Origin of the sequence: Salinivibrio sp. ES.052, assembly GCF_900141775.1 — a bacterium.
Lineage (GTDB): Bacteria > Pseudomonadota > Gammaproteobacteria > Enterobacterales > Vibrionaceae > Salinivibrio.
The window spans coordinates 1-21855 of sequence record NZ_FSRI01000004.1 but is presented as its reverse complement, the minus strand read 5'-3'; the positions used below and the strand labels follow the sequence as shown (position 1 = coordinate 21855).

Genomic DNA, 21855 nt, shown 5'->3' with positions numbered 1-21855 from the left:
CGTCCGACGAGCACGCCAGCATCCTGATGCTGGCGTTTTTTATTTGTTGGTTGGTCGGGTCACAAAGCGCCAGGCGCAATATTGCTAGCGTTGCTGAGGCTCATTGCCAACCTTGACCGGTAAAGTCAGTGTTTCTCCGTTTCTGATCAGCGTAATGTCCAGCGTTGAGCCTGGACGGGTATCAGTGACCATATCCATGGCACTGCGTGCACCGCGTACCGGTTGATCGTTAATTTGAATAATCAGGTCTTGAGGTTGGATCCCTGCCTTTTCTGCAGGACCATCTTCATCAAGGCTGGCGACCATGACACCGCGCTGTTGTTCGGTGTCTAATAGACGAGCCATCACCGGGTTTACATCACGGCCATCAATACCAATATAGCCACGGATCACTCGGCCGTCAGCGATCAGCTTATTCATGATTTTCTCGGTTAAACGGTAAGGAATAGCAAACGAGATGCCATACGTTTCAAGATCCGTCGCTTGTTGGAACGATGCCGTATTGATTCCGACCAATTCGCCACGACTATTCACTAAAGCCCCGCCAGAGTTACCACGGTTAATGGCGGCATCAGTTTGCAAAAAATCCTGGCGACCATAAAAGCTCATGCCTGTCCGGCCGGTCGCTGAGATGATGCCATAGGTGGTCGTTTGCCCTAAATTATATGGGTTACCGATAGCCAGCACTGTATCACCAACCGTGGGCTGATAACCCTTGTTGACTGGGATAACCGGAAGGTTTTCTGCTTGGATCTTAATCACTGCCAAGTCAGTACGTTGATCTTTGCCGACCATCTGTGCCGTAAAGATACGTCCATCTTGCAGGGCGACAATAACTTGGTCCGCTTCGGCGACGACATGGTAATTGGTGACAATGTAGCCCTTGGCGCTCATGATTACGCCCGACCCTAACCCTTGGGTATTTAACTCCAATCTATCATTCCCAGTATAATTACGGGTATAGATATTCACCACAGCGGGCGACGCTCGCTTGACCGCATAACTGAATGACACTAATTCGGCAGGGCTTTCATCTCCGTTTTCGGCAAAAGAAAGATCCGACAGCAGGCCTGAACGCAAATCTGGAACAGCCACCAAGAGCAAGGCGGCAGTGACAAGGCCGATAATCACGGAACGAACGAGTAAAGCCAGCATAAATAATGCCATCCTAAAGCAAAACGAAGCGGAGCTAGAGAATAGCATTGTGAGGCAGGGTTGTGGAAATCATCACCGCTGAAGACATATAAAAATGCCTGCCGAGTGAGTGGCAGGCATTGAGACTATCGTGCCGGTATGGCCATTATGGAATCACGGATTATCGGATCACGAGGTAAAGTGAGCCGTTATCGCGGACAATATTCAGCGCGAGCACACTGGGTTTGTCTTCGAGTAGTTTGCGCAAATCACCGAGGTTGTCGATTTTATGCCGGTTGACACCAACAATCACATCGCCCTCACGCAGGCCATAACGCGCGGCCAAAGAGCCTTCTTCAATGGCAGATACTTCGACACCCGCCGGCTCAGTGTCATGGTTTTTCAACTCAGCACCAGCCAAGGCTTTGTGCAAGTTATCCGCTTTGGTTTGCGTCTGGCTGGCTTCTTTCAGGGTGGTTTTCATTGTCAGGTTTTCACCATCACGGATCACCCCCAGCATCACTTCTTTGCCTGCGCCTAAAGTAGCGATTTTGGCCCGCAACTCCCCGAAGCTACGAATACTCTTGCCGTTGACTGATACGATAATATCGCCCGCCTCGAGGCCTGCTTCTTCGGCGGCCGACTCGGACATCACCTGGCTGACAAAGGCACCATGTTGGGTAGATAAGCCAAAGGCATCAGCTAACTCGGAGGTGAGCTCGCGCCCGGTGACGCCGAGCATACCGCGTCGCACTGAGCCATACTCGATAATCTGATCGACGAGGCTTTTCGTCATATTCACTGGGATCGCAAACCCAATCCCTACATTACCGCCGTTAGGACCCAGAATGGCGGTATTGATCCCCATCAACTCACCATTGAGGTTAACCAAGGCACCGCCTGAGTTACCACTGTTGATTGCCGCATCGGTTTGAATAAAGTTCTCAAAGTTTTCCAGATTCAAACCACTGCGCCCGAGTGCTGAGATGATCCCTGATGTGACGGTTTGTCCCAGCCCGAACGGATTACCAATCGCGACCGCGAAATCACCGACACGCAAGTCGTCAGAATCGGCGAGGGGAATTTCGGTCAGATTATTGGCATTTTCATCTACCTGAAGTAGGGCGATATCAGACATTTCGTCACTGCCAATAAGAGTGGCGTCATACTCACGGCCGTCCTTGAGTTGCACGCGAATTTGGTCGGCATCATCAATCACATGATGGTTAGTCACGATATAGCCTTTATCGGCATCAATAATGACCCCTGAGCCTAACCCACGAAAGGGACGCTCTTGGACTTGTTCAGACGGGGCGTTGGGACCAAAGAAAAAACGAAAGGCTTCGGGAATCCGTTGTTTGGAGACCTTGTTCCCTTCTACGGCGATACTGACTACTGCCGGCGAGACGTTTTCTAACATGGGGGCCAAGCTGGGCATGGCTTCACCACTGACGGTCTGGGGCAGGGCAGCGTAGCTAGGAAGAGGCGAAAAGGCCGCGCCAAGAGTCAGCGCGGCAACGCTAATCGCTAGTAAAGATTTCTTCATCATAACTCACACTCCGGTTGTCGAGGTATGAGGTGAGAGTGGGGGCAATATAAAAAAGTTCAATCCTTGATCAGCGGGCGCGGGCGCTTTCTTCACCCTTTAGCAAACCAGAACCACTGCCAGCATAATCTCTAGGAGGGTTGCTTGAGGCTCCCTCTTTTTTCACTTCTGTAATTTTTCCCAATCGTTTCGCAAATGGGTTGTCTTGATCGGGTAAATTCGGCATCAAATCCGAAGATGTCTTCGCCATATGCTGGTATAGCTTGCTGTAGTCTTTCGATAATGTATCGAGTAGCTCAGCGCTTTGGGCAAAGTGATCCACAAGCTCTTGGCGATATTGCTCCAGCTCGTAACGTGACTTTTCCAGCTCCCTTTTCATGTTCTTTTGTTGTTTGAGATCGCGTGTCGTCATGCGGGCAATCAGAAAACCCACCGCGATACCGATGACGAGAAAGATCAGGCTATTAATCCAGGCCATAACTGCTCCTTGTGGTCACTCGTTGACTCACCACCGTTATCATTAGAGCGGTCAGTCGAGACAAATAAAAACACTTGCCTACTTATCATATCGTACATCCACCTTTTGCTCAGCAAGAATGAATGACTATTTACTATACATGTCCAGACGTAGACGTGGTACTGCCGCGCTTGCGTATTCCTCTTTTTCGGTTGCGTGTTACTATGCGGGCCTAGGCGATAACCAGTGAGGCCTTCAAGGAATGACGCCATTAGAACATTATCATAACGATCTGACCCAACACGATTTTATCGACGATCCAGCACAACGAATGGCAGTAGAAAAGCTCGATGAACTTTACCACCGCTTAGTGGCAAGCCCCGCCGTTGAAACACCAACAAAAACACGTCGCTGGCTACCATGGCGTAAACAGGAGCCATCGACCATTACCCCCATCAAAGGATTGTATTTTTGGGGGGGCGTAGGGCGCGGAAAGACCTACTTAATGGACACCTTTTTCCACGCCTTACCGTTTGAGAAAAAAATGCGGATGCATTTTCATCGCTTTATGCACCGGGTCCATCAAGAATTGAAAACACTGGATGGCGAAGTCGATCCTTTACCGCAAATTGCTGATAAATTTGCGCAAGAAACGCGCGTGCTTTGCTTTGATGAATTTTTTGTGTCGGATATTACGGATGCGATGATTTTAGGCACCCTCATGGAAGCTTTATTTGCCCGGGGGATCACCTTGGTTGCAACATCTAACATTGTGCCTGATGAGTTGTATTGGAATGGATTACAGCGTGCGCGTTTTTTACCTGCCATCGCGTTGATTAAGCAACATTGTGAGGTGGTGAATGTGGACTCGGGCGTTGATTACCGTTTACGCACCCTCACTCAGGCAGCGATTTTTTATCACCCTCTCAGTGATACAACCACAACAACCATGCAGACGTATTTCAATAAACTCAACGGCGAAGGTGGGGTTCGCGAGGATGTCATTGACGTGAATAACCGGCCGCTCCGCACGATTGAAAACGGTGATGGTGTGGTGCATTTTAGTTTTGCCGAGTTGTGCCAATCCGCCCGCAGTCAGACGGACTATATGGAGATCGCGCGGCTTTATCACACCGTGTTGATTGCCGATATGCCGCAATTGTCGGGGGCGCAAGACGATGCTGCACGCCGGTTTATCGCGTTGGTCGATGAGTTCTATGAGCGCAGCGTGAAGTTGATCATTTCAGCGGCGGTTCCTATGGACAGCCTCTACAAAGGGGAACGGTTGGCGTTTGAATTTGAGCGTTGTCAGTCACGTTTGATTGAGATGCAAAGCCACGACTATCTCGCGTTACCTCACCGACCATGACGGACAGGCGTGATCATCAAGTGCTTCGTTTTTACCCGTAAGCCAGTCTGCGAACAACAGAGTAACCAGATATCGCCACCCGTGGATAAAAACGGCCGAAATTTTTTGCGAAAAGGAGGTGATTTTTTCTCCACTCTTCCCTATAATCTCGCGACCCACCGTTACTGTTGAAAGGCTTAGGCCGAGGGTACCACCACTCGAAGGGGTGATGTATGGACGCTTAACAGTGGGAGCTTAGGCTCCTGAAGTGAAACTTATTAATCGGGTAATCATTAGCATGAAAACTTTCGTTGCTAAACCAGAAACTGTAAAACGCGACTGGTTCGTTGTAGACGCTGAAGGCAAAACGTTGGGCCGTCTGGCCACTGAAATTGCAACGCGTCTGCGTGGCAAGCACAAGCCAGAATACACTCCTCATGTTGACACCGGTGACTACATCGTTGTTGTTAATGCTGAGAAGGTGGCTGTTACTGGCCGCAAAAAGACTGACAAGATGTACTACAGCCACACTGGCTACATTGGTGGCATCAAGTCAATCAGCTTTGAAAAACTGATCGCGGAAAAACCTGAACTGGTTATTGAAAAAGCCGTTAAAGGTATGTTGCCACGCGGTCCTCTAGGTCGTGCTATGTACCGTAAACTGAAAGTTTACGCAGGTTCTGAGCACAAGCACGCGGCACAACAACCGCAAGTACTAGACATCTAAGAGGAATAAAGCAATGGCAGAACAATACTACGGCACCGGCCGTCGCAAAAGCTCCACAGCTCGCGTCTTCGTTAAGCCGGGCAGCGGCAACATCGAGATCAACAAGCGTTCTCTCGAAACTTACTTCGGTCGTGAAACCGCTCGCATGGTTGTTCGTCAGCCACTTGAGTTGGTTGAAATGAACGAGAAGCTAGACCTATACATCACTGTTTCTGGTGGTGGTATCTCTGGTCAAGCTGGCGCTATCCGTCACGGCATTACTCGTGCCCTAATGGAATATGACGAGTCACTACGCCCTGCACTACGTGCTGCTGGCTTCGTTACTCGTGACGCGCGTAAAGTTGAGCGTAAGAAAGTGGGTCTACGTAAAGCACGTCGTAGCCCGCAGTTCTCGAAGCGTTAATCGACGATCCAGTCAGATTTTCTGTAAAAAGCCTGGTGGTAATACCAGGCTTTTTTTATGCGATTGTCCCGTCCTGAAATACGTTGACATAAAGAGGACTTCTTTATGACAACATCAAGTAATTCAAGCCGTAAGCGCACGCAACGTGATTACACCTTAGCCTTTAAATTAGGCGTTGTAGAGCGTGTTGAAAAAGGCGAAATGACGTACAAACAAGCTCAAGCCCGTTTTGGCATTCAGGGCCGCTCAACGGTACTCGTCTGGCTCAGAAAACATGGTAGACTCGATTGGTCGAAGCCATTTCAGCATCCCCTTATGCCACATTCAAAAGAAACCCCATCCGAAACTATCAAGCGCCTTGAGCGTGAGTTAGCCGAAGAGAAACTGCGTAACCAAATCCTCAATGGTATGGTCGATATCATGGACAATGAGTACGGAGCCGGCCTCAGAAAAAAGTACTTATCCGGTACATCTGGCAAGCCAAAGCCAAAAGTAAAATAAAGTTAGCGGCGGCATGTCGTGCCACAGGCATTTCTCGGCAAGGTGTCTATCAAGCCGTTGCTCGAATGGAAAGCCGAAGAGCTGAACTATCAATCATCAGAGACTGGGTCCAATACTGGCGTAAGTATATGCCGAGGTTAGGGGCGCGTAAGCTCTACGCGTTGGTAAAGCCCAAGCTAGTTGAACACGAAATTAAGCTAGGGCGAGACGGGTTTTTTAGCTATCTGAGAAGCGAAGGCTTACTGGTTAAACCCAAGAAAAGCTACACAAAAACTACGTGTAGTAAGCACTGGATGAAGAAGCATCCTAACCTGCTAAAAGAAGACGGACTGCATGATGCTGCGCATGTACTGGTCAGCGACATCACTTATGTTGAATCAGACCAAGGTGTGCACTATCTGTCACTGGTGACCGATGCCAACTCACGCAAGATAGTGGGTCATCACGTTAGCGAAGATATGAAAGTCGACAATGTAGTGAAAGCGCTGAAAATGGCCGTCAAAGATAAGCGCTATATCGGCAATGCGGTACATCACTCAGACCGAGGTTCGCAATACTGCTCAGCCGTTTATCAGAGTGCGCTACAGGAGAGTCAAATCCAGCCGTCGATGACGGATGGTTATGATTGCTACCAAAACGCGTTAGCGGAAAGAGTCAATGGCATACTGAAGCATGAGTTTTTACTGTACCGGTGTAAGACACTGACAGAGCTTAAAATACTGGTAAAAGAATCGATAGCGATATACAACGAAATGAGACCGCACCTAAGTTTAAGTATGGCAACCCCCAATCAGGTGCATAATAAAAAAGGCCAGCTACTGGAGCTGGCCTAAAAACTGTCAACCTATATTAGGACGGGACAGATTTTTTCTTATGCAATAAGAGAGGGGGTTACCTCTTTATTTCCTTTTAAAACAGCGTATAAGCACGCACTTTCCAACATTTTTATTACCCTTTCCTTAATTCTGTGCACACCGCTCACATTTGTTACAAAAAGGTAGCTTTATCTTGTCAAAAAGTAGGGTTTTCTCTATCATCTAGCCGACGTAATAGCAGCTAAGATTTAATCGAACTGATCCCAGTCAGCCGTTATTACATATTCGTTTTTAAGTAAGCCGTACGCTCCATGGACGCAAAGGACATTATAAAAATCCAAGCGGGAGCACATGGGAGAATGTTGGATGAGCAATGCGCCAGTGAATACCGGCCGACGCCGTTTCCTGACTGCGACGACGTCAGTTGTTGGCGGTTTAGGGGCCGTAGCAGTTGCCGTACCTTTTATTAAGTCTTGGAACCCAAGCGCGAAAGCCAAAGCGGCGGGCGCGCCCGTTGAAGTCGATATCAGTAAGCTGCAAGACGGACAAATGATCCGTGTTGAGTGGCGAGGGAAACCGGTTTGGATAGTGCGTCGTAGCGACGCGGTGGTTGAGGAGCTTTCAAGCTTCGAAGACCGACTCCGCGATCCGCAGTCGGCACAGCCGCAACAGCCGGGATACGCAACCAACCAGACTCGCTCTATTAAACCTGAACTTTTTGTCGCGGTTGGTATCTGTACCCACCTTGGTTGTTCGCCAACCTACTTGCCAGACAGCTTCAGTGAGCAAGTAAGTGGCGTTAAAGCCGGGTTCTTCTGCCCGTGTCATGGTTCCAAATTTGACATGGCAGGACGTGTCTTTCAAGGCGTGCCTGCGCCACTGAATCTGGTCGTACCGCCTTATATGTACTTGGACGATAAGCGAGTACTCGTGGGACAAGATGAGGGGGCTGCGTAATGGAAAACTTGCTGAACTGGGTTGAGAAACGCATTCCAGCGATGAATGCGTATCGCAAACACATGACCGAATACCCAATGCCGAAGAACTTTAACTTCTGGTATATGTTCGGTGTGCTTGCGATGCTGGTTCTGGTTAACCAAATTCTGACCGGGATTTGGCTAACCATGAACTACACCCCCTCAGCCGAAGGCGCATTTGCGTCGGTTGAATACATCATGCGTGATGTTGAGTATGGCTGGCTATTGAGATACATGCACTCCACCGGGGCATCGGCCTTCTTTGTTGTGGTGTATCTGCATATGTTCCGAGGGCTGATTTACGGTTCCTACCAAAAGCCGCGTGAGCTGTTATGGCTATTTGGGATGCTGATCTTCGTGGTGTTGATGGCGGAAGCCTTTATGGGCTACCTGTTGCCATGGGGACAGATGTCATACTGGGGCGCTCAGGTTATCATCTCATTGTTTGGGGCCATTCCTGTCATTGGTGATGACTTAACGCTTTGGATCCGCGGTGATTACGTGGTCTCAGGCGCAACCTTGAACCGCTTCTTTGCCCTGCACGTGGTTGCACTACCGATTGTGCTGTTACTGCTCGTGGCGCTGCACGTGCTTGCCCTGCACGAAGTGGGGTCAAACAACCCAGATGGCATCGAAACGAAACTGCCCAAGGGCGGAGCGGATGACGATGGCCAACGGTCACAGTTCAAGTTTCACCCGGACTACACCAAAAAATATAAGATCATCGATTCAATTCCTTTCCACCCTTATGGCACGGTGAAAGACCTCATCGGCGTCGGGGTGTTTGGTATCTTGTTCGCCTATGTGATCTTCTTTAACCCTGAAATGGGTGGTTACTTCCTTGAGCCACCTAACTTTGAAGCAGCGAACCCGCTGAAGACACCTGAGCACATTGCCCCGGTTTGGTACTTCACGCCGTTCTATGCGATTTTGCGTGCGATTCCAGATAAGCTGATTGGTGTTATCGCCATGGGTGCGTCGATTGTGGTGCTGTTTTTGCTTCCATGGTTAGATCGCTGCCGTGTGCGTTCGTATCGCTATCGTAGCAAGCTTCATTTAGCGAACATTGTGCAATTTGTGATTGCCTTTATTGCTCTCGGGATTCTGGGCGCGTTGCCAGCGACTCCGACATACACCTTGCTGGCACAGATCTTCAGCTTCTGTTACTTCATGTTCTTTGTGCTGTTGTTCTTCTACAGCAAAAATGAAGCAACAAAACCGCTACCAGAGAGGGTGACATTCAAATGAGAAAATGGATTGTAATCTTGTGCGCGCTGTTGCCCTCTTTGGCAATGGCCGCGGGCGGTAACGTTCACTTGGACGACGCCAACAACGATTTAACGGATAAAGCCTCATTGCAACGTGGTGCCAAGGTGTTCATGAACTACTGCTTTGGTTGTCATGCAACGCAATACCAGCGTTATCAGCGTGTGGCGGAAGATCTTAATATCCCACAAGACTTGATGGAAGATAACCTGATTGTCGACAAAAACGCTGATTACGGCGAGCTGATGAAAAACGCCATGACGCAAGAATCGGGTGCGCAGTACTTCGGTGCGCCCGCACCGGATCTGACCTTGGTGGCGCGTGTTCGTGGTGTGGATTGGTTGTATACCTATCTCCGTTCATTCTACGTTGACCCATCGCGCCCATTTGGTGTGAACAATACAGTATTCCCTAACGTAGGGATGCCACATGTGCTCGAAGAGCTGCAAGGCACTCCCCGCAAGGTGTATGAAACACGTATGGTTGACGGTGAGCCGGTTGAAGAATTTGTTGGCTTAAAATCCGACGGTAACGGCGAACTGAGCCCTGGCGAGTATGATAACACGGTACGCGATCTGGTTAATTTCCTTGAATATGCCGGTGAGCCCGTGAAGCTAGAACGCCAGCAACTCGGTTGGTGGGTGATTGGTTTCTTCGTGGTATTCTTGATTTTGGCTTACTTCCTCAAGAAAGAATATTGGCGCGATGTGCACTGATCGGTTAATCTAGTGTGTTGCTAATCCGCAATGGGGACTCTAGGTCCCCATTGCTTTCTATTGATATTGAACATCCTGGAGGGGTTGATGGCTGTTGCTGCCAATAAACGCTCGGTGATGACGTTATTCTCTGACGCATCTGATCTCTATAGTCATCAGGTACGCATCGTCCTTGCAGAGAAAGGTGTCAGCGTAGAAATCGAGCTGGTGGATCCAAATAATCTGCCAGAAGATCTGGTTGACTTGAATCCTTATAACTCTGTTCCAACCTTGGTAGACCGTGAGTTGGCGTTGTATAACGCAGACATCATCATGGAATACTTGGATGAGCGTTTCCCTCACCCACCATTGATGCCGGTTTATCCTGTCGCGCGTGCCCAGAGTCGTCTGATGATGTATCGCATTCAGCGTAACTGGTACACCTTGGTCGATAAGATCATGGAAGGCAGTGCAGACGAAGCGGATAAAGCACGTAAACAGTTACGTGAAGAATTACTGGCATTGGCGCCCGTGTTCGCCGAAGACCCTTACTTCTTAAGTGAAGAATTTAGCCTAGTGGATTGCTACCTTGCTCCATTGCTATGGCGCTTGCCTGTGCTGGGCATTGAACTAACAGGCCAAGGTTCAAAGCAAGTCAAAGATTATATGACGCGTCTGTTTGAGCGTGATTCGTTTCTCGCCTCACTGACAGAAGCTGAACGTGAAATGCGACTAACAGGTCAATAATGTCTACATCTGAATTTTCCATGACACCGCGCCGTCCTTACTTGGTTCGTGCGTTCTATGATTGGTTACTGGATAACGATCTCACGCCACACATGGTGGTGGATGCGACCTTGCCAGGAGTGCAAGTGCCGTTTGATTACGTTAAAGACGGTCAAATTGTACTTAATGTTGCACCGCGCGCAGTGGGTAACCTTGAATTGAGCAATGAACATGTGAGCTTTAACGCGCGTTTTGGCGGTAAACCACAACAAGTCCTCGTGCCAATGGTGGCTGTGCTTGCGTTGTATGCGCGTGAAAATGGCGCTGGTACCATGTTTGAAATGGAATCAGCCTACGCGAACGCTGACGATGAGACGATGGTCGATGAGACCTTCGAACCTGCAGAGTACGATGAGGAAGAGCCAGCCCTAGTATCGGTTGACAGTGTGGACGATCCAGATGCGCTGCCTCAGGCGGATGACGAAGAAGACACGCCGGCGACCCCAAGTAAAAAAGGCAAGCCGACGCTCACCGTGGTGAAATAAACACGGTGATTGGTTGAGCGTTAACCTGTTTGCTTTAGCGTGAAACATGAGAAAAACAAAAGCCAGCATCTCGGTGCTGGCTTTTTTGTGGCTGTCGTTCCTGATTTACTCAGTTATTCACTTACCAAGTTATTCGCAGTGGTTATCCAGTGAATGCCCAAAGGCGCTTAGAGAAAGTGCCTGACGGGGCTTGGTATTTTATGCCTTATCGGTTTAATGTCGCTCGGTCATGATTTCACGTGAAAAGACCTTCTCACAATATTTGCAGTGCAGCTTCACATCGTCGGCCTCAGTCAGTACTCGGAAGGCACTATCGACCGCCGGCTCACCGTGGGTAATACAGTTGCTGTTTGGGCACCGGAACACCCCTTGAATGACCTCGGGCAGGGTCAGCGGTAGCTTCGCCACCACCTGATAATCTTCTATTTGATTCACCGTGGCTTGTGGCGCATACAGTGCCAGCTGGCTGGCTTGATCTTCACTGATGACCACATTTTCAATCTTGATCAAATCCTTGCTACCGAGTGCTGACGAGGGAAGATTCAGACCAATGGTGATCCGCTGATCACTGCCGTGCATTTGGAACAGGTTTAAGATCTTAAAGCCAATATGCGCGGGGATATGATCAATCACGGTGCCGTGACAGATCGCTTCGACTTGTAGTTTGTTGTCCGTGCTCATTTCGCCACTCCTTCAACGTGTTCATTTAATACCAGAGCCAGCAGGGCTTCTCGGGCGTAAACGCCATTCTCGGCTTGCTCAAAATAATAAGCGTGCGGGGTTTTATCGACATCCACGGTGATCTCATCCACGCGTGGCAGCGGATGCATGACCTTCATATTGGGTTTGGCATCACGCAGCATGTCGGCACTTAAAATAAACGCCGCTTTTATATGGGCATATTCAGATTCGTCAAAACGCTCTTTCTGTACACGCGTCATATACAACACATCAAGCTCTGGGACCACATCGCTAATGCTGCTATGCAGACTATAAGGATGACCGCCAGCCGCGAGTTCATCGAGCAAGTGCTCCGGCATCGCCAGTGCATCCGGAGCAATATAGAAGAAGCGGTTACCCTCAAACTTTGACAGTGCTTGTGTCAGCGAATGCACGGTACGGCCATATTTCAGATCACCCACCATGGCAATATTGAGGTTATCGAGCCGGCCTTGGGTTTCGTAAATCGAGAACAGGTCGAGCAGCGTTTGCGTCGGATGCTGGTTAGCGCCATCGCCGCCGTTTACCACCGGCACACCTTCCGAGAACTCCGAGGCCAACCGCGCTGCGCCTTCTTTTGGATGGCGCATCACAAAGCCATCGACATACGAGGAAATCACCCGCACCGAGTCGGCCAAGGTTTCGCCTTTTTTGCCTGACGAGGTATTGCCACCGTCGGGGAAGCCAATCACCGAGCCGCCAAGGCGCTGAATCGCGGTTTCAAACGACAAGCGCGTACGCGTCGACGCCTCAAAAAAGCAGCTGGCAATCACCTTGTTTTTTAACAGCGTCGGATTAGGGCGCGCTTTGAGCTCGCCCGCCGTAGCAACGATTAACTCCAGCTCGTCGCGGCTGAGCTCGGGAATGGAAATAATATGTTTGTTATAAAGCGTATTGGCCATAACGCGAGTCCCTTTCTTTGCAGTGTGTTACAGGCAAAAAAAAACCTCCGAAACGGAGGTTTTTACGATCACGACCAGTGCGGATACCGTCCCGCAATGGGGCGGATAAATCGCTGTTTGTGGGAGGAATAACCAACATAACTTCTGGCCGTGTAGTGAAATCTGGCCGAATTATACGCCCCTAATCATGACGTGCAAGCAAAAATGCAATCGTTTACGTGCTTGCTTTGACGAGTGTGGCAATCATCACAGCCTTAATGGTATGCAGACGGTTCTCTGCTTGATCAAAGACGATCGACTGCTCAGATTCGAATACCTCATCGGTCACTTCCAAGCCATTGAGCCCGTACTGCTCGGCAATTTGTTTACCCACACCGGTCTCATCGTTATGAAAGGCAGGCAAACAGTGCATAAACTTGGCGTGTGGATTCGCGGTAGCGGCCATCAAGGTTGGGTTCACTTGATATGGTGTGAGATCGGCCACGCGCTGCGCCCAAGCCGATTCTGGTTCGCCCATCGACACCCAGATATCGGTATAGATAAAATCACACCCTTCAACGGCTGCGGTATCCTCCGTCAGCGTGATGTTTGCCCCCGTACTCGCGGCGATATCTTGGCAGGCAGCAATTAAATCGGCCTCGGGCCAATAAGCTTTGGGGCCGATAAGACGCAGATCCATCCCCATTTTTGCCGCGCCCACCAATAGCGAATTGCCCATGTTATTGCGCGCATCGCCGACATAGGCAAAACGTATCTGGTGAAGCGGTTTGTCACTGTGCTCTTGCATCGTCAGCAAATCGGCCAGAACCTGGGTGGGATGAAAGTCATCGGTTAATCCATTCCACACCGGCACACCAGCATGGGCGGCGAGCGTCTCGACCACCTCTTGACCAAAACCACGGTATTGAATGCCATCATACATTCTCCCTAACACCCGCGCGGTGTCCTTCATGGTTTCTTTATGGCCAATTTGGGTGCCACTAGGGCCGAGGTAACTGACCTGTGCGCCTTGATCAAACGCCGCCACCTCAAAGGCACAGCGCGTACGGGTCGAGGTTTTCTCAAAAATTAGCGCAATGTTTTTGCCTGTTAGCTGCGGAGTTTCCTCACCACGGGCCTTGGCCGCTTTGAGTGCGGCGGCATCATCGACCAGATCGTGGATTTGCTGGGGTGACAAATCGAGTAAGGTGATCAGTGATTGCTGGTAGAGGTTGCTTTTCATATCTATCCCTGAATATCGTCAATTAGTGAATATAAAATCACATTTATAGTTTATTTATTCTTATCGATAGTAAGGCCCATGCAGGGGAGATGCAAGTATCCAATAGGGGAGTTACTTCGGTGTCTTGACGAAAAACACACCGGGTTGATGATTTTATGACCAAGACAGTCGAATTTAAAGACGCGCTGACAATGCTGAACCGCTGGCGACAAACTGCGCAATGCTTTTACCGACCTATGGCGTAGTAATGACAGTACCGATGAGTGGATGAGAGATAGTGTTTACGTCCTCAAGGGCAACGACAAAAATAGGAAGGAGAACGAGATGAAAACACAAAACAAAGCACTGACTCTGAGCGCATTGATGATGATGGTTGGCCTAGCAGGCCCTGCAATGGCCAATGAAGCGAGCCAACCGCAAGGCGACCAGCCCGTGGTGACCTGCCCAGACGGCGGCACAGATTGCGATACCCAGCCAATGCCAGATGAAGACAACAGCACCTGGCCTGCAGACGATGATACCCAAGACCCCGCTATGCAATAGAGGATACGTCACCTCTAAGCAAGCAAAGCATGAGTGCCGTCACATTGGCGGCGCTTGTTTTTGGTTCGTTGAGCTAAGTGCTCAGAAAGCATACTGAATTCGCCCCCCTTACCGCTAGACACCCTGTTAGCCTTCCCCTATAATCCCATTCCATTCGGCCCCTTAGCTCAGTGGTTAGAGCAGTCGACTCATAATCGATTGGTCCCCAGTTCAAGTCTGGGAGGGGCCACCAGTCATAGCAAGGCCTGAGAGGTTAGTAACCACTCAGGCCTTTTGCTTTTTATTTTGCTGTGTAGCATATATGTAGCAAATTAATCGTTCTTAAACGTCCTTTTGATTCGCACTCCCCACCTGCCATACCCATTCTCAGGTTCGATATTAGTGATAGCTTGCTTAAGCACAGCTTTCGAACAGTCCGCCTTTTTAATCCATCTCACAAAATATGGCTTATCTAACACTTTGGACAATAGCGCACGAAAACCAAAACAGCCCTTGATACACTAGTCCCAAATCTGCCAACTCGATGGCGTGTTAGGTGCCGACAACTGATCGGCGGTAGCATGGCTAAACACTGGATGCTTAATCAGCTTATCGGCTAGATGCAGCCGAAAGCGTGCGCGTTTATCCGTGACAGATTCACACTATCGCAGAACGGATGACAAAAAGAACCTATTAGTCAGGCATTTACATACTTACGCTTGGAGATAGTGTGAGTACCAGAATAGAGATAGGCGGCATGCACACTTTCGCGGAAGAGCAGTATTCATTAAAGATGGAAAATCCTTATAGGAACAATCGGTTAGGTAGAAAAGATTGCGTATAACGGTTTTGGGAAATCGTGCGTGCGCACTAATACAATGTTATGCCACAAATTGACGGTGAAGAAGTATGAATAAAGTAGAACGGTTCGAAGGCGAGGCGCCAAAGATTAAAGGTGATGGTTCAATTCGTTACCACCTGTGGACGGACGATCAAGGAGCTCTATTCGTTCAGCTATCTGCAAATGAGGTAGACACCGCAAGCCCAGGAACATTGGACCAATATTTGTTCCCCGTCGCCGAATACATTGATAGGCGATGTGAGGAGAGTCAGTTGAACGTGACGCAAGGTCTGCGTGTCGAGACTGAAAGCCCCGAGAGGGTAGAGAACAATAACACCAGTGCTTTTCTCAAAGCGGTGCTCAGGCATCTGTTCCCCTGCTCAATGAAAGCATAACCAGCAGCGTCAGTCGGACCGTTTTGTTCCGCTGCGCTCCACAAATCGGCCGCTGCGCAAAGCGTTATACAAACGGAGGCAGCAACAAAATATGAGTAAGCAAGAACATCCTAGAAAAGCGGTAGAAAACTTTAAAGCGGTCATGCAATTACTCAGTCCGTCACGGTTGAAGCTTATAGCTTTCTCGGTTTCGTTCGTTGTGCTTGTTGGCTATTCAGTCAATTCAGAACAATTTACCTTGTTAAAATCAATTTTGCTTGTTTACTCATACATTCTTGGTCTTTCTGTTTACTCATTGAATAGACTATCCCAAGTTAAGAATGACATCGAGTATTTGTCTCAGGAGTACTTCGGTGATTTTCCTGTACGACAACCAAATGGTTTTGCTTGGGAAACTCCAGACGGACAGCGCCTAGAAAGCGAACGTTTGAACAAGCACTATAGCTATCGTATAGCGTTAATGTTTATTGGGTTTGTTCTCTTGGTTTTTGGTCTGTGCTTGCTAACAGTGTTTGTATAATAAAGCATTTAAGACGGATTCCCAACGCTTGGCATTTTCGGTTTGATTCGACTTTAGTATTTACGGCACAATGGCTTAGGTCGGGTGGCAGGCGTTGCTCACCACTTAATGCGGCGTTATGCCCTAGGTAGATATCATGAACATGAGAGAATTTTCGGATAAAGTCGAATTATCGGCTTATACCCTTCGTTATTACGAAAAAATTGGTTTACTCAAACATGTCCAAAGAAATACTAGTGGTCATCGGGTTTATTCAAATAGAGATATTGATTGGGTAAGTTTTATTAAACGACTTAAAGACACGGGCATGCCTCTTGAAGAGATTCAGACATATGCCTCTTTAAGGGAGTTAGGAGCTCAAACAGTAAAAGAGCGGCAAGCGCTGCTAGAAAATCATCAAGAAAATCTAGTAAAGCATATCATGCAGCAAAATGAGCACCTGAAAGCATTGGATGAAAAAATTAATTTATATAAAAGTGGAGAAATGAGTTGACTTAGAGTTAACTCTAACTAGTAAAGTGTGCTGGTATTCATAAAACAGGAGCACACAAAATGGAAAATTCACGTTTCGACAAAGGTTTAGCGCTATTATCAGAAATTGACGGTGAAGCTGGGCAAAAAGTTATCGATAGCCTAGAAGATATTTGTCCTGATTTGGGTAAATACACAATCGAATACCCATTTGGAGATATTTATTCTCGTTCAGGGTTAGATTTGAAATCAAGAGAATTAGCTACTGTTTCAGCCTTAACTGCAATGGGTAATTGCATACCGCAATTAAAAGTTCATTTACATGCAGCTCTTAATGTTGGTTGTTCAGAGACAGAGCTGAAAGAAGTAATTATACAAATGTCAGTCTATGCCGGTTTTCCAGCAGCACTAAATGGTATGTTTGCACTCAAAGAAGTGCTCTCTGAACGGCGGGCATAACAAATCGCATCAATTGACAAAAGTACATGTCACGAATTTTGGTACCCAAAATGTAGCGCCATGTATTTCTGCAACTGTGCTCAGCGTTAAGCAATACCAGGTGTTCCAATGGAAAATATAGACCAAAGAATTGAAAAACTTACCGATTTTCTCGGACTGCTGGATGCCTGGGAAGAAGAGCATCCAGAAGAAATACGGTCACGGATTAGTCGTGCAAGACCAAGCGTGCAAAGGGAAGTATTGGAAGCTGGTTGTCTGCATACCATTACAGTTTCTCCCCCACCGGCAGTTGGTGGAATGGTCATGCAAAACGTTAATCCCTTTGACATGATTTTTGAACGTGTCTACTTGCGTAGTCTAAACCCATACGTTCGCGACATGATAAATCAGACCATTGGAGTGCTAGAGGAATGGAAAACACATCCTCCTGAGGAGAAAACCGCGCGCAATGAGCCCGAAGTCAAATTTCAGATTCAACAAGGCTATGTTTTTGTAGCAATGCCTATCGGGCCTGAGAATCCGTTCGACGACGTACTCGATGCTGTAAAAGAGGCATGCCAGCGTTGTGGTCTGAATGCTGAGCGAGTGGATGAAGCACAGGCAAATGAGCGAATAACAGATCGGATATTGGAGTCCATACAAAAAGCTGAATACGTTATTGTGGATTTGACTGAGTCACGACCTAACGTATTTTACGAGGCAGGATATGCCCAAGGGATTGGAAAGCTACCGATTTACATAGCGAGATCAGGAACAAAGCTTGAGTTCGACCTGAAGGACTATCCGATTATATTTTTCGAGAGCTACAGGGAGCTCAAAAGCGGTTTAGAACGCCGACTCAGGGGGCTTGCCGAAAATAATGCTTAACCAGTGCAGGCACGGCGACACCCATTACATTGCGCCTTCGGCTCCATTTCATGGGCGCGCATGCTGCAGGCGTTATGTTTTTAGGAGAAAACTATGAGTAAAGAAACACAACATGTAGTCAGTAACTCACAAGGTGGATGGGACGTTAAAAAAAGTGGTTCTGACAGAGCATCTAAACACTTCAATACACAGGAAGAAGCCATTCAATGGGCGAAAGGTGTAGCGAAGAATCAAAAAACTGAACTCTATATCCATGGTAAAGATGGGAAAATTAGAGAAAAGAATAGTTATGGCAAAGATCCACACCCGCCTAAAGGATAAGGTTTGGTGATCAAATATGGAAAGTTTTGAACGAAACGTATTTGTAAATTGCCCGTTTGAATCCGCGGGGTGCCTCCAATTTCAAACCCATACCTAATTTCTGTTCTTCGAGCGGGGCATGTTATTCTTTATGCTTAATTTGAGGTTTGCAGCAATGAAAGAGTTAATTGAAAAACACAAGCAAGGAGACTTGAGCGATAGCGACCTTATATACTGTGTTTATGAGTTTCTGTTCTCAAAAACAATGAGAGATACGGAGTTTAGTTGCTTATCAGAAAGTGAAAGGCATCTTTTCTATACATTAGCGCTTGAAGGTCAGGTTTTGAATGGTGGTTTTTATCAATACTTTGACAGCTGTGATGGTGACAATATTTTTCACGCAATTGAAGGCTTCGAAGTGATTGGATTACGGTCAGCAAAGAAAATAGCTATGAAAACATTACTCCTATTTCAAAATTCAAGCCCAAGCATGAACGAGGATGTTAGGCGAGAACAGCTACAAGGGCTAACAGTTAAAGATTTTGGAGTGCTACAGACGTTGAGTCATGAGTTTGCCGATTTAGAAAGTGAAAATGCGAAACTTTTTGTCCGATTTATCTATTCTCTTTCCTAGTAATCATGGATCTTCAAAAATCTAATGAATTTTTCAAGAGGGAATTACAGCGCACGGTATTTTATTGTGCGTTGATTTAAGTGGTTTACGCGCTATGCTTAAGATGGGTAGTAGCGTCGGCTGCTTCTTAAGTGAACGTTAAATTTATAGGTAATTCAGCAGATGTACAAGATTATAGTAGTCCTTTTTACATTATTTTCTTCAATGGTATTTTCTAGTGGTGAAGACTCATTTTCAAAAAAAATTGAGGAAATGCAAAAGAGAGGCGAAGAAATATTTCGCAGTGAGGCTATTGGTATTTGGAAATGCACTTATATAGGTGAAAGTAACCTAGACAAAAGTGCTTTACTAGTTGTGTCAGAAAGTGAGATAGCGTTATATCCTTCAAATGATATTATTTCATTTAATGTGTATGAAATTAACGGATTACCTAAAAACAACCAATATATGGTTGCACAAACAGAACGGTGGCATGTAACTCGTAACTATAGTGATGGAGACTCAATCGAGCTAAAATTTAAATACCGTGGTAATGTCTTATCTGTTATTCGTTCAAACTCTGCACAAATGGAAATTATGAATTTAGTCTGTCAAAAAACGGAAAAGTAAATTTAACAAAGTATTCGAAAGTGTTCGCAAAGCATAGTGTTTTCACTATGCTTTGGTTTAAGTGATTGAAGAGATTTGAAGCGGTTTCTGTATTACATTGTCCCTTTACAAGGCGTTGGAGTGTCTCTTCATAATTGAGCGAGGCTCATCGCATGTACGAGCCGTATATATTCTATTCCCGCCCATTGGTATCAATGGATAATAGAACATTGGAGAAAAAGCTTACTAGTGTGCTTGTTAGCCACCATCCATCACTATTTTGAAGTGCTAGTGGTTTGGTCTCGGCGTGAATGATTTGCGACACAAAGTCCTTTCATATGTATTTATCGATGTTTTATCGCGTAACCTTCTATCGCTAGCTTGATGCTAAACATATCAAATTTCCAAAAATACAGTTATTCACAGAACTCCAAGTAAAAGCGCATCTGTCTTCAAGACAGATGCCATTCGTTCGTGCGGGTGATGATGGCCTTTCCGCCTGCTGAGATGCCTTTAAGCACCTTTAGAAGCTCGTCTTCGCTATACATGGACGTTTTCACCACGCCTGTATCACTATCAAAAGCCAGCTCATAATGAGGGGCTATAGCCTGCTCTGTGCGCTTGCAGAATACGCCACCCATTAAATCTGTAAAGCTTTTCCAGTTGCCTTTGTCGGCTGCGTCGTGAATATCCTGCACTAGCTGACTTTCTGCCATCATTGCCTTTAAACGGCGTAATTCACGCCAAACCGTCACCGAACATCCTCCCAGTTGTTGAAACTGGCGAATGCTCCAGCATGCCGCCCATGCATCGACGCGCGCCGCTGCACATTTCGGGTCTTCACCGTAGATACCTGCATCAAGATGATCACCGTCGATGTTCTTTGAAATGTATTTCGCGATATACCCCGTCGCTGAGCCCTTGTTTGGGTCAATCTTCACTTCCGTAAAGCGGTGCTGCTCGGCGCCTGTTTCGTCGCCATCTTCCCGTAAAGCGTAATCTCTCATGGTAGTGATGAGGGTGTCGTAATGCGCAGGTTCGACGAACAACAATAAATGCCAATGGGGTGTACCGTCGTGCTGTGGCTCCACAACCCGAAAGCCATAGAATCGCACATCCTCGCGCTGTAGTTTGGCACGCATAAGCTTCCAAATATCATTGAGATAATCCTGAGCCTCAGCAGGCGTATAGCCTCCCCATTTTGGATTTTCATCGCCCGTTGTCGCATAGCTGCGGTGGTATTTAGACGGGCAAGTAATAGTGAGAAAGGTCGCCACATGGCCGAGCTCATTGGCTAGGTCTTCAAAACCTCGCGCCCTCACCATGAGCTCAGTTTTGCGAATTTTCGGATCAGCAACGCCCTTTTTCGATAATTCCAGCAGGCTAAAACTTTGCCCTAGTTGATTGGTAACAGTCGTGTTCGCAAGGTATTGCTCTTGATGAAACTTTTGAGAAGCGCGGGCGCTTAGGGTTTCTTCGGAGCAGTAGATAGACTTGCGACGGTTTACTTCATTGAGGTGTCGCATCACGGTTTCAATGTTCTTACGCTGGGCTTTTCGAAGTTTGCGCAGCCACCATGATTTATCGGACATACGACGCAGCCGACCCTCTAGGGTGTATTTTTCCTCATCGGGAGGCAGCACGCCAAAGCTGGCACATAGGGCGTGAAGGGTTGTGATTGTTTGCTGTTCGTCCCCCATTAATTCACGCCTAATCGCCAGTGCAGAATCAACAAGGTTTTCCGCCTCTTCTCGCAAGGCATCTTCTGAGATATTGAGATTTAGCTTTTCGGGCGACACGGTGAGCTTGCTCATCAGGCTGTCGGTGAGCTCGCGTAGGTAGGTGTTTCGCGCTTGCTTGTTGGAAATGGCGAGATAGTGCTTGAACAGGATTTTTTGCGCTTTATCCGGCAAGCGACAAAGGCGCTCTTTGACGAACGCCTTATCATCCCAGTCAATTTGAGCAAAGTCAGTTTCAGGAATGGCTAACATCCAATGCCCTCCCTGCTGGTGTGAGCTCAAAAACATACCACTTGATACCGTAGGGGTAGGTGGTTCGGTACGTGATGAGCTTTTCTCGATAAAGCTTAAAGACAGTGCGTGGGTTTAATTTCATATCAAACCCTGTTGCGCCAATGTATCCGGCCTGATTGACGCGATAATCGGCACATAGCTCAAACCAATGCCCCGCTTGCATCGCACGGATAACCGCTTGTTGATGTTTATTCAGCTTAGGCATGCTCACGCTCTCCATAGCTGAGGTGTGCCTGTTTGC

Annotated in this window: 26 protein-coding genes and 1 tRNA gene; 19 read left to right on the top strand and 8 right to left on the bottom strand. The window is 47.6% G+C overall.

Going from position 1 to position 21855, the window contains the following annotated elements; all coding sequences use genetic code 11:
* Positions 1 to 84 precede the first annotated feature (84 nt).
* From degS to zapG, 3 genes are all read right to left on the bottom strand, one after another.
* Positions 85 to 1155, bottom strand: a complete 1071-nt coding sequence (degS, locus tag BUQ98_RS16120) for an outer membrane-stress sensor serine endopeptidase DegS (RefSeq protein WP_074214809.1) — start codon at positions 1153 to 1155, stop codon at positions 85 to 87.
* Positions 1156 to 1315: 160 nt separating this feature from the next.
* Positions 1316 to 2680, bottom strand: coding sequence for a Do family serine endopeptidase (locus BUQ98_RS16115; protein WP_074214853.1), 1365 nt, complete (start codon positions 2678 to 2680; stop codon positions 1316 to 1318).
* Positions 2681 to 2750: 70 nt separating this feature from the next.
* Entirely contained in the window at positions 2751 to 3158 is a 408-nt protein-coding gene (zapG, locus tag BUQ98_RS16110; RefSeq protein ID WP_074214808.1) for a Z-ring associated protein ZapG, read from the bottom strand.
* A 241-nt stretch (positions 3159 to 3399) separates the two neighbouring features.
* Here zapG and zapE point away from each other — a divergent pair, with 241 nt between their 5' ends.
* The 9 genes from zapE (at position 3400) to sspB (ending at position 11140) form a co-directional block, all read left to right on the top strand.
* Positions 3400 to 4506: a cell division protein ZapE gene (zapE, locus tag BUQ98_RS16105; RefSeq protein ID WP_074214807.1), complete on the top strand. Its 1107-nt coding sequence runs from the start codon at positions 3400 to 3402 to the stop codon at positions 4504 to 4506.
* Positions 4507 to 4783: 277 nt separating this feature from the next.
* Positions 4784 to 5212 (top strand): 50S ribosomal protein L13, encoded by a 429-nt coding sequence (gene rplM / locus BUQ98_RS16100; RefSeq protein ID WP_074214806.1) that lies wholly within the window; start codon positions 4784 to 4786, stop codon positions 5210 to 5212.
* 13 nt (positions 5213 to 5225) lie between these two features.
* Positions 5226 to 5615, top strand: coding sequence for a 30S ribosomal protein S9 (gene rpsI / locus BUQ98_RS16095; RefSeq protein WP_074214805.1), 390 nt, complete (start codon positions 5226 to 5228; stop codon positions 5613 to 5615).
* Between the two features lie 105 nt (positions 5616 to 5720).
* Positions 5721 to 6949 (top strand): IS3 family transposase gene (locus BUQ98_RS16865; RefSeq protein WP_139294610.1). Its coding sequence is split into 2 segments (ribosomal slippage): positions 5721 to 6072 and positions 6072 to 6949, totalling 1230 coding nucleotides; the frame shifts between segments, so codons are not numbered across the junction.
* Positions 6950 to 7297: 348 nt separating this feature from the next.
* Entirely contained in the window at positions 7298 to 7888 is a 591-nt protein-coding gene (petA, locus tag BUQ98_RS16080; protein WP_074214804.1) for a ubiquinol-cytochrome c reductase iron-sulfur subunit, read from the top strand.
* Entirely contained in the window at positions 7888 to 9156 is a 1269-nt protein-coding gene (locus BUQ98_RS16075; protein ID WP_074214803.1) for a cytochrome b, read from the top strand. Before petA ends, BUQ98_RS16075 begins: the two co-directional genes overlap by 1 nt.
* Positions 9153 to 9890 (top strand): cytochrome c1, encoded by a 738-nt coding sequence (locus BUQ98_RS16070; protein WP_074214802.1) that lies wholly within the window; start codon positions 9153 to 9155, stop codon positions 9888 to 9890. The genes BUQ98_RS16075 and BUQ98_RS16070 overlap by 4 nt, the downstream gene beginning before the upstream one ends.
* Positions 9891 to 9977: 87 nt before the next feature.
* Entirely contained in the window at positions 9978 to 10616 is a 639-nt protein-coding gene (gene sspA / locus BUQ98_RS16065) for a stringent starvation protein SspA (protein ID WP_074214801.1), read from the top strand.
* On the top strand, positions 10616 to 11140 hold the full coding sequence (gene sspB / locus BUQ98_RS16060; protein ID WP_074214800.1) for a ClpXP protease specificity-enhancing factor: 525 nt from the start codon (positions 10616 to 10618) through the stop codon (positions 11138 to 11140). The genes sspA and sspB overlap by 1 nt, the downstream gene beginning before the upstream one ends.
* 213 nt (positions 11141 to 11353) lie before the next feature.
* Here the strand turns inward: sspB and pyrI are convergent, their stop codons facing one another.
* From pyrI to argF, 3 genes are all read right to left on the bottom strand, one after another.
* Positions 11354 to 11821 carry an aspartate carbamoyltransferase regulatory subunit gene (gene pyrI / locus BUQ98_RS16055; RefSeq protein ID WP_074214799.1) on the bottom strand — a complete coding sequence of 156 codons (468 nt, stop codon included), beginning with the start codon at positions 11819 to 11821 and terminating at the stop codon, positions 11354 to 11356.
* The gene (gene pyrB / locus BUQ98_RS16050) at positions 11818 to 12762 is read right to left on the bottom strand and encodes an aspartate carbamoyltransferase (protein ID WP_074214798.1); all 945 of its coding nucleotides are present in this window, start codon (positions 12760 to 12762) and stop codon (positions 11818 to 11820) included. Before pyrB ends, pyrI begins: the two co-directional genes overlap by 4 nt.
* A gap of 214 nt (positions 12763 to 12976) precedes the next feature.
* Positions 12977 to 13984: an ornithine carbamoyltransferase gene (gene argF / locus BUQ98_RS16045; protein WP_074214797.1), complete on the bottom strand. Its 1008-nt coding sequence runs from the start codon at positions 13982 to 13984 to the stop codon at positions 12977 to 12979.
* Between the two features lie 324 nt (positions 13985 to 14308).
* Here argF and BUQ98_RS16040 point away from each other — a divergent pair, with 324 nt between their 5' ends.
* The 10 genes from BUQ98_RS16040 to BUQ98_RS15995 all read left to right on the top strand — a co-directional run bounded on the left by BUQ98_RS16040 (position 14309) and on the right by BUQ98_RS15995 (position 19602).
* Entirely contained in the window at positions 14309 to 14527 is a 219-nt protein-coding gene (locus BUQ98_RS16040) for a hypothetical protein (protein ID WP_074214796.1), read from the top strand.
* Positions 14528 to 14683: 156 nt separating this feature from the next.
* Positions 14684 to 14759, top strand: a tRNA-Ile gene (locus BUQ98_RS16035).
* 656 nt (positions 14760 to 15415) lie between these two features.
* Entirely contained in the window at positions 15416 to 15742 is a 327-nt protein-coding gene (locus BUQ98_RS16030; protein ID WP_074213524.1) for a hypothetical protein, read from the top strand.
* Between the two features lie 91 nt (positions 15743 to 15833).
* Entirely contained in the window at positions 15834 to 16262 is a 429-nt protein-coding gene (locus BUQ98_RS16025) for a hypothetical protein (RefSeq protein ID WP_074213523.1), read from the top strand.
* 136 nt (positions 16263 to 16398) lie between these two features.
* Entirely contained in the window at positions 16399 to 16755 is a 357-nt protein-coding gene (locus BUQ98_RS16020; RefSeq protein WP_074213522.1) for a MerR family transcriptional regulator, read from the top strand.
* Positions 16756 to 16814: 59 nt separating this feature from the next.
* Positions 16815 to 17192, top strand: a complete 378-nt coding sequence (locus tag BUQ98_RS16015; RefSeq protein ID WP_074213521.1) for a carboxymuconolactone decarboxylase family protein — start codon at positions 16815 to 16817, stop codon at positions 17190 to 17192.
* A gap of 108 nt (positions 17193 to 17300) precedes the next feature.
* Positions 17301 to 18059, top strand: coding sequence for a hypothetical protein (locus BUQ98_RS16010; RefSeq protein WP_074213520.1), 759 nt, complete (start codon positions 17301 to 17303; stop codon positions 18057 to 18059).
* A gap of 93 nt (positions 18060 to 18152) precedes the next feature.
* Positions 18153 to 18380, top strand: a complete 228-nt coding sequence (locus tag BUQ98_RS16005) for a DUF2188 domain-containing protein (protein ID WP_074213519.1) — start codon at positions 18153 to 18155, stop codon at positions 18378 to 18380.
* A 154-nt stretch (positions 18381 to 18534) separates the two neighbouring features.
* Positions 18535 to 18993, top strand: a complete 459-nt coding sequence (locus BUQ98_RS16000; RefSeq protein WP_175566303.1) for a DMP19 family protein — start codon at positions 18535 to 18537, stop codon at positions 18991 to 18993.
* 162 nt (positions 18994 to 19155) lie between these two features.
* A complete protein-coding gene (locus BUQ98_RS15995) occupies positions 19156 to 19602 on the top strand; it encodes a hypothetical protein (RefSeq protein WP_139294681.1) in 447 nt (148 codons plus the stop codon).
* 431 nt (positions 19603 to 20033) lie between these two features.
* On the opposite strand, the gene BUQ98_RS15990 is transcribed toward BUQ98_RS15995, so the two are convergent.
* Entirely contained in the window at positions 20034 to 21572 is a 1539-nt protein-coding gene (locus BUQ98_RS15990; RefSeq protein WP_074213516.1) for a replication endonuclease, read from the bottom strand.
* The gene (locus BUQ98_RS15985; RefSeq protein ID WP_074213515.1) at positions 21556 to 21819 is read right to left on the bottom strand and encodes a hypothetical protein; all 264 of its coding nucleotides are present in this window, start codon (positions 21817 to 21819) and stop codon (positions 21556 to 21558) included. The genes BUQ98_RS15990 and BUQ98_RS15985 overlap by 17 nt, the downstream gene beginning before the upstream one ends.
* Between the last annotated feature and the right edge of the window lie 36 nt (positions 21820 to 21855).